The organism is Marinobacter maroccanus, assembly GCF_002933275.1.
Taxonomy (GTDB): domain Bacteria; phylum Pseudomonadota; class Gammaproteobacteria; order Pseudomonadales; family Oleiphilaceae; genus Marinobacter; species Marinobacter maroccanus.
In genome coordinates this window covers 1-8,129 of the sequence record NZ_PSSX01000031.1, presented here as the reverse complement: position 1 = coordinate 8,129, position 8,129 = coordinate 1, and the positions used below count along the sequence as shown (strand labels likewise).

Annotated in this window: 7 protein-coding genes; 2 read left to right on the top strand and 5 right to left on the bottom strand. The window is 51.0% G+C overall.

Features of this window, described 5'->3' with window-relative positions; genetic code table 11:
* Positions 1-253: 253 nt before the first annotated feature.
* From KEHDKFFH_RS19710 to KEHDKFFH_RS19705, 3 genes are all read right to left on the bottom strand, one after another.
* On the bottom strand, positions 254-697 hold the full coding sequence (locus KEHDKFFH_RS19710; RefSeq protein ID WP_104323478.1) for a hypothetical protein: 444 nt from the start codon (positions 695-697) through the stop codon (positions 254-256).
* Positions 690-833, bottom strand: coding sequence for a hypothetical protein (locus tag KEHDKFFH_RS20155; RefSeq protein WP_158253211.1), 144 nt, complete (start codon positions 831-833; stop codon positions 690-692). Before KEHDKFFH_RS20155 ends, KEHDKFFH_RS19710 begins: the two co-directional genes overlap by 8 nt.
* Before the next feature lie 209 nt (positions 834-1,042).
* Positions 1,043-1,666 (bottom strand): hypothetical protein, encoded by a 624-nt coding sequence (locus KEHDKFFH_RS19705; RefSeq protein WP_104323477.1) that lies wholly within the window; start codon positions 1,664-1,666, stop codon positions 1,043-1,045.
* Positions 1,667-2,162: 496 nt separating this feature from the next.
* Between KEHDKFFH_RS19705 and KEHDKFFH_RS19700 the strand changes: the two genes are divergently transcribed.
* Complete coding sequence (locus KEHDKFFH_RS19700) at positions 2,163-2,597, top strand: antitoxin Xre/MbcA/ParS toxin-binding domain-containing protein (RefSeq protein WP_158253210.1); 435 nt, start codon at positions 2,163-2,165, stop codon at positions 2,595-2,597.
* An 85-nt stretch (positions 2,598-2,682) separates the two neighbouring features.
* The gene (locus tag KEHDKFFH_RS19695) at positions 2,683-5,016 is read left to right on the top strand and encodes a TOTE conflict system archaeo-eukaryotic primase domain-containing protein (protein ID WP_422385707.1); all 2,334 of its coding nucleotides are present in this window, start codon (positions 2,683-2,685) and stop codon (positions 5,014-5,016) included.
* Between the two features lie 84 nt (positions 5,017-5,100).
* On the opposite strand, the gene KEHDKFFH_RS19690 is transcribed toward KEHDKFFH_RS19695, so the two are convergent.
* Both KEHDKFFH_RS19690 and KEHDKFFH_RS20100 read right to left on the bottom strand, forming a co-directional pair.
* Positions 5,101-6,246, bottom strand: a complete 1,146-nt coding sequence (locus KEHDKFFH_RS19690; protein WP_104323474.1) for an ATP-binding protein — start codon at positions 6,244-6,246, stop codon at positions 5,101-5,103.
* 543 nt (positions 6,247-6,789) lie between these two features.
* On the bottom strand, positions 6,790-7,086 hold the full coding sequence (locus tag KEHDKFFH_RS20100; protein ID WP_008937871.1) for a hypothetical protein: 297 nt from the start codon (positions 7,084-7,086) through the stop codon (positions 6,790-6,792).
* Positions 7,087-8,129 lie beyond the last annotated feature (1,043 nt).

Sequence of the window (8,129 nt, the reverse complement as noted above, 5' to 3'; positions counted from 1 at the left end):
TCCTTGGCCAGCTCGGCGGCCATAGCTTTAAGTTTTTCTTGGTCCAATTGCGTACCCACGATGGTATCCTTTTGAAAAGATTACTCAGTCGTGGGCAGTTACACAATTTGGTTTACAGCCTCCCAGGCGACAAGACGGGGTAGCTTTCGCCGGCGGCTAAATGGCTTTTCTTGAGCCATTCGAGAAGTAGAAGCTCTCTCAAACAATGCTGGACCAGTCGATATTCGGATTGGCCTTTTTGCATTCATCTCCTTTAGTGAGATGATCGATGACGCTTTCTTCTGATATGAATGAAGCCAGCTGCAGGAAGAAAAAAGGTAAATGCAGTGCCGATCAATAAAATGACCATGGAAGTCATTAAGATCTGGAAAAATGCGATTGCCAGATAGCTGGCCAAAAACGCTACCAGATGGAGAGCACAAAACAGCACCATCTCCGCGGCAGTTGGCAGGTTTCGGCCAGCGCGATTCGACGTGATCTGAAAGCCGCTGATTATTAATGCTCCCGTTAAGGGGGCAACAAACATCAATCCCGATTTGCCGCTTACGCCCTCAATGTCCTCTGGACTTATCCAGGCGTATGGCCCGTATACTCCAACTAGAGTGAGAGCACTCAGCATAAGCATCGCAATTGCTGCGCAATCGAGATATACGCGCAGGTCCTCAGCGCCCCTATGATCGGGAAAGCTTTTAGCCATGGCGATCATTTCCTTTCGAGCAGCGCTTTTTCGCCCACGCTTCCAATTGATCGGCCCGCCAGTAGCCAAACAGACCCAGCAGTGCCAGTGTCAGAAAGAATCCGCCAAAGCCAATCAATCCTGCGAGCATATCCATCGTTCCCTCCGAGTAAAGAAATCTGATGACCAGAATATCGGATTTCTGAAGTCCTCCAAATCTTGCTCGCTGAGCCTTCGGACTGTTTTTTCATCGGAAGTTGGAAAATGCAGCCGTCAATACGACGTCATGAACCTCGCCAGATCAAGAACGGGCTTTGGGTTACCCCTGAAGATGAGTGAGGGATTTTGGTTGAAGAGAAGAGGCAGTTAATCTGACTCCAGAGGTCGAACCAACTGAAAGATCTGATCTGGATCTTGTTTAGCGATTAGCCAGTCTCTGGGGCTCACGGGTTTGTGATCAATTTCTAGATCGCAATGTGGAAGGCGCATGAATCGATCTAAAAATATTGGTTTTCGATGCGCTAAAATAGAGAGAATAGTGGCCAGGTGCGGAATCTCCCCTGCATCGGTGAACTGCCAGGCTGGAAAACGCCATACTCCCGGTTCCAGCTCGAATCCATGCAGATAGGGAGGTGAGCGCTGCGCATTCCGTTCGACTTCAGCCACTGAGATCTGTAGTAGTTTTGCGACTGATTCTGAATTGAGTGCGTGTTCAATGAGCGTTTGGCACTCTTCAATCAATCGTCGTAACGAATTAACTCGGGCTATATGGAGGTTTGGGCCTGCATCTAACCCTTTGGCTCCTCCGGACCTTAAAACCTCAACCTCTTTCTCGGACAATGGATGAGTGTCCGTAGATCGTTCTGGTGAAGCGTGAATAGGATAATCAATGTCTGCGACTTTCAGCAATTTCGAAAGATCTGTCTCAGAAATGCCTAGGCGAATCATTACCTCGGAAACGTCATTGTTGGGGGCGTTTGAATGAGCCATGTCACTGTTTTCTCCGTTGCGGTTCTTCGACCCTACTCTGCAAACTGCACAAATTCTGAGTTTCTTTGGACAATGATTTCAATGTCAGCATAGTTTTGAGTTGAATCGGCGAGCCCGATGACCTCGCGCGATAGGTTTGAAAAATGGGGCGATTCGCCACCTTGAGTCTTTCGGCCAACTGCCATAGTGCACTGGCATGCTTGATATCCGGCGCATCACTATCCGCATTGATTTTCCGGGCCGGCCTTTGAGGGGGAATTAAGGTAGCTACCTATTGTCGAGATCTTTGCCTTCTCGATATCTAGACCAAAGGCACCAGGCAGTCAGTACAGCTGACCCCGCAATTCCGATCGCCATAGCCATCAGAATACCCGTTTCAAAATCCATTGCTGCTTCATGCGTGAGTGGCGTGTTTACTATACGATTATAATTTAGTCAGTGAAATTTTGGGGAATACGAATCAACTTCGACCCTATCAACGATGCTGGGCAACTTTATGAAGCAGAATAATTCACAACAATGTCCTGAGATGGTTGTTGGGTGTGTGCCCGAGAACTTGTTCGCTGACCCTCCGGCCTTCATTCGTGCAGTTCGGGAAGGTATTCCAGGACATTGGCTATCTTCGATCATCCGGTCGTCCGGGTTAGATGAGAGTATTGCTAAGGCGCTTGGCGCGCCGCAAAAGCAGCTTGAGGTTTTGTGCGATATGGATGTCCTGGATACCAGAACCTCGGAAGCAGTTTTGGAAATCGCGAGAGTGCTTTATTCATGCGCAGCCACCTGGGAGTCTCCGGTATTAGCAAAGCAATGGTTGAAGAGTGGGGTGCCGGCTCTTGGCGGTGAGAGTCCCGTCAGCCTATTGGACACCCATGAAGGCCGGCGTTGGATCATTGAGGTCCTCCGAAAAATCGAGGGTGGCCAGTTCAGCTAGGGCCGCACGCTGAAAGGTTCGGTGGAGTAAAGATCGCCAGGGTACTATCAGCGAATTAACTGATGTCACTGGCTAGGAGGCAGGTATCCGAATAGAAGACGAGCTCGCGGCCATTGCACGAAAGTTATCCGAGCTTGAGAGGGAAAAGGCTGCCCTTCTTTCTAGGAAGAACGAGCTTCATGCCTCCGCGAAACGATCCGCAGCAACGCAACTGACTCCCGACCAAAAGGCAGAACTGTTTCGGAACTTCTTTCGCGGCAGACAGGATGTTTATGCGGTCCGCTGGCACGGATCTGGCGGCCGTTCCGGCTATGCGGTCGCCTGTGAGAATGAGTGGGTTCCGGGGATCTGTCAGAAACCTCGAATCAAATGCGGGGAGTGTCCGCACAAAAAATTTAAGCCCCTGGATTTCAATGCGGTGTATGACCACCTGTCTGGCAAGCATGTGGCTGGGTTATATCCTTTGTTGCCGGACAACTCCTGTTATCTTCTGGCCGTCGATTTTGATAAGGAGGACTGGCGAGCAGACGTTCGAGCGCTGGCCCAGGCTTGTCGGGATGAAGGCGTCCCTTTTCTTGTAGAGATCTCCCAATCAGGCGCTGGAGCCCATCTATGGATCTTTTTTTCGGACGCCGTTCCGGCATGGTCCGCGAGGGCCTTGGGGTTCAAGCTGCTGGATAAAGCTATGGAACAACACCCGGGCTTGTCCTTTGAATCCTACGACCGTTTATTCCCCAACCAGGACACGATGCCCGATGGCGGGTTTGGCAATTTGATTGCTCTGCCGCTTCAGCACCAGGCACGAAGTCGTGGATGTACGGTGTTCGTCGACGATGAGTTAAATCCCTATCCGGATCAGTGGGCACTGCTCAGTCGGCAAGAGACCGTTTCGCCGGACCAGCTTCGGGAATTGGTCGGTAAGGAGCCTGAGTCTGATGCAACAGCAGCAGTTGCGTTACCGTGGGAGCAATCTTTGACGGTCGAGACTGGGATGATTGCAGGATGTCCCGAGAGCATAACGCTCACTCTGGCCAATCATATTTATATGAAGCTGTCAGACATACCGGGGCCACTGGCTGCACGAATAAAACGCATGGCGAGTTTTGCCAACCCGGTGTTTTTCAAAACCCAGGCACTTCGCTTCTCAACTCATGGCATCCCTCGTTACATATCCTCTGCGAGGATTGAGCAAGGTTATCTATCGGTACCGAGAGGATGCTTTGATGAGCTTCAGGCATTGTTGCTGGAACAGGGAATAACGGTAGAAATCGATGACCGCAGAACCCGAGGCCTATCTCTGGACGCTACCAGCCTGAAAGCAACGTTGCGCGGTGATCAGAAGAAGGCTGTCAAGGAGCTTGTCGACCATGATACTGGAATACTTCACGCTCCGACCGCTTTCGGCAAAACCGTAACCGCCATCGGCATTGTGGCCAAGCGACAGGTTAACACGCTGATTCTCACTCACAGTCGCCAGTTACTGGATCAATGGAAGGAGCGCCTAGAAACCTTCATGGAGGGTGCATCCGTCGGGGTGATTGGCGGGGGTAAGAAGAAACCGACCAGTCAGATTGACGTTGCCACCTATCAAAGTCTGATCAATAAGAAAAACAATACGGTCTCAAGCCTGGTCCGGGAATATGGCCAGGTCATCATCGATGAATGTCATCATATTTCAGCGCCCCGTTACGAGATGCTGCTTAACGAAGTCAGCGCCCGATACGTCGTAGGCCTTACTGCAACGCCTGACCGCCAGGATGGTCACCAGAGAATCATGTTTATGGTTGCGGGACCTGTTCGTCACAAAGTTCGAGCTGATCATGGTTCCACGTTTGTCCAACGCGTCATCGTTCGGGAGCGTCACGAAACACCACCTACTGACCTCTCTAAGGGTGACGAACGACCTCACATAGCATCGGTTTACCGCTGGCTCGCTGAGAGTAACGCCCGGAATCAGGACATTGTTCAGGATGTCGTACGCTGTGTTCAAAACCAGGCAAATTGCCTTCTGCTCACGGAACGAAGAGAGCATGCTGAGACGCTGGCAACGCTGCTGGACAATGTATCCATATCATCGGTGGTGTTGCGGGGAGGGATGCGCATCAGAGAGCGCCGGGCGGCGGAAGCACAGTTACAAGAAGCCCAGGTTATCGTTGCAACCGGGAAATACATCGGAGAAGGTTTTGATTTGCCTCGACTGGACACGTTGTTTCTCGCGTTGCCGATCGCCTGGAAAGGAACGCTCTCGCAGTACGCTGGCAGGATCCACCGGGATGCCGATGGCAAGCAGGAAGTTACCGTCTATGACTACCTGGATACTGGCCTACCCATGCTTGAGCGTATGTTCCGAAAACGGGAGAAAGGCTACAAGGCGATGGGGTATCAGTTTACCTCGTCTGGGCAAGAAAGGTTGCTGTAGCTTTTTACATCATCGTTGCGCCTTGCCTGGTAGCCTTCTTGGCCCGGCGCAACGTTGTGGCGTCGAATATCGACGAACGTGAGCCTAGCGCTCAGTCGGGTCCTTTGCAAAAGCCTCAGCAACCCAGATTTTGAAATCTAAGTCCTCAAATACCCAGACGCCTTTCTCAACTGGCGCCAAGAACTCTCCCCGAAGCCGATTCAGCGCATTCTGGATCGTATGCGTTGCCACATCGGACTCTGTCATGCCCAGCCAGGTGGCAATGAATCGGCGCGCCTCCTCATGGTAGGGGCCGGCAATGTCCTGGGCGATGACAGCGAGGATGGCCTGCTCGATGGGCTTGAGCTGGGACCAGATTTTCTCGTACTCATCGGCATCATTGGTGAACTGCCGGTAGCGCTCGGTCGCGGAGGTTATGTCCGTCTCGCCGGAGAGCACCATACCTTCGATGACGGCTCGAAAATCCCGCGGAACCCGGTTCAGGGTATGGAATGCGTTCAAAGCGCTGGTGTAGCTTAGAGTCCTGGCCGTGGCCTGATCAAAAGCATCAAGCATGTGTTTGACGAAGCCTGACCCTAGCTCTGGCAGGTCGATTTGGGACGATGAGCGAAACAGCGGTGCCTTTCGGCGATTGAACAGGCGGTATAGACCGTCTCTGGACGAACCAGTATAGACAACATAGAGCTTGTCCCTGTTTTCATCGAGCAGGGTCCGGAGGAAAAACACCAGGGGCTCGAAAGCCCGGTCGGTGGCCAGATGCTGGACTTCATCTAGGCACAGCAATGTCTTCATCTTTCCGCTCAGCAACGTCTCGAATCGGCTGCGAAGCTGGCTCAGGTCATCCTCCTGTGGCGGGATGTTTCGTCCAGAGACCTCGGCCGAGGCCTTCACCGTCCCGTCTATGCCGACCTCGCCACCCAGCTTCAGAGCTCCGAGGTGGGAGTTAGCCCAGCGCCGGCGTTCTAGCCAGGTCATTTCCCCGATGCTCCTTTCAAGGCCTTTTTTGAGACAGGTAACCGGGTTCCGGGGGTTGTCCCAGAAACTTACATAGATGGGCCGATAGCCCTGCTCATGTGCTTCCGGGATAAGGTCAAAGAGGATGAATTCCGTCTTGCCCATGCGCCGAGGTGCAAAGAGCGTCAGGGTGTTGGAGACACCACTGGCGAAAGTCGACAGAAACTGATCCGTCAGTTCGCGGCGAGGAAAGTGCCAGTCCACATGTGCGTTCATCAAGCACCTCGGCGATCAGTAGTCGTATTTAGTAGAGAGGGCGCTATATTAGTAATATAATTTACTAAAGTCTACTACACGCATCTACGAAATAGTTTGGCCGGCAACCACCTTCGCTCGTTCCGGCTTATTCTGATCACGCGTTTCAAGAGTAAGCTTTAAATCGATGTTTTTGCTTAATTGTACCGAGCCACTTTTCAAACTCGCAGCTGAGTATTCCAGTGATTTTAAACCCAGTTGTGTGCGCCGCAGCAATGCGCACACCTCACGAGATGAGTTATATGTGCAGCATGAGAAGCTGTCGAAAATGGTGGAGGAGGAATCAACCGTTGATGTCCCCTTCAGGGCCCGCTTCAAACCTGATCGCTCCACGAACTACGCCGGAAGGTTATTGCTCTGATTTCAAGTAAATAGACTGAGGCTGTCGTCGGTTGCCGATGAAGCAGGATTGGTGAGCGCTTCCACAATGGACGGAGTGTCCGCATCGAGCCAATCACTTGGGTTCATCGATACGTCACTCCATGCTTCGATGGTGGAAGGTGTTTAATGTACCGCTCCGTCAGTTTCCCAAAGTCGTTCATGGTTCTCGATCAGGTCGCAAATAGCGACAAGAAACGAATGGGGATCATCGACAGGGAGATCGTCGTCCGGGCCAGCGACTCCCTCCTGGATAGCCCAAGCCGCAAGCTTGAGAATCAGCCGTTGCCTGCGATTGTGCAGGACTGTCTGCTCTTTATTTGCCTTGGACAGCTTCGCTTCGAGATTCTCAATGTTTTCGGAATCTGTTGCTATGAGGTCATTTAATGACGCGATTTGTGCGAGAGTATGACGGGCATTCATGGATATACCTATATGACGGTTAGCGTTGCAGCTTAAAAAATACTTTTACAGAGCCATAAATTGGTCTGCTCGTTGGTAATGCATTCTCAAAATATTTTCTGCAGATATATTTGAGATGAGGGCAGGTTAACGAAAAATCTGGGAGGATAGTTCGGTCTAAATGCGCTAAAAATGCAATTAGCCCACTATTCTCAAAGGGCAACCACTTGGTCGGCGAGAGGGATATTTGTGGGCGATTATTAACGATGCCTGAAAAGTTTGGGCTCCATGTAACCACATGCCCAGAGCTATGGCGCAACAAAATGGCCAAGATTAAATACTACACACTGCAAGGCCGACAATTTGGCCCGAGCCATTGTAAAATTCAGAGTTGCGTTCCTTATTGCGGTTGGGTATAAAAGTATTTGGTAGCTGGCCATCAAACAGCATGTCAATCAAGCTCTAGTTCAGTCAGATCTAGAGTCTTTCAGAGGGTTCACTCCTCGACCTCCAAAGCAAACAGCCAACCGGCTTTTGCACTTGTCTTTAGCTGGAATCCTTCTCCAGCGTATCTGACAAAAAATTCAAGTGAATTCGAAAGCGCTGGAATCGCAAAGCGGTTCACGATATGCGTTTCTATGCCCAACTCTGTGAAGAATTCCCGCCGGCATTCGAATCCATTCTGATTATGGCCAGGACACTGGCACCCGATGACCATCTTTTCCCTTGAGAAAATATCGTCGCCTTAATGGTTAATTTTTAGTCAGGCAGCCACTGCAATTGTCTGCGGGGCTTATCAGGTTTTTGTTGTTTCGGAGGTTTTATGGAATCAAACATTTCTACTGGCGCAGCCACTCCATCCTCCCCGCTGCTCGTGGGAGTTGTCTCGCCATTTGATCAAACAGTCTCAATTTCCAGCGAAGGGGTCATCGAGTATGAAGACTGTCAATGGCCATTTATTTTGACCCACCTTTGGCCAATAAAATTGACCCACCTTTCATAGTCTAGCTTGTGGTCTTCTGCTTTAGCCGATAGCTTTCTCCTCCCAACATAAAGATGTGTGA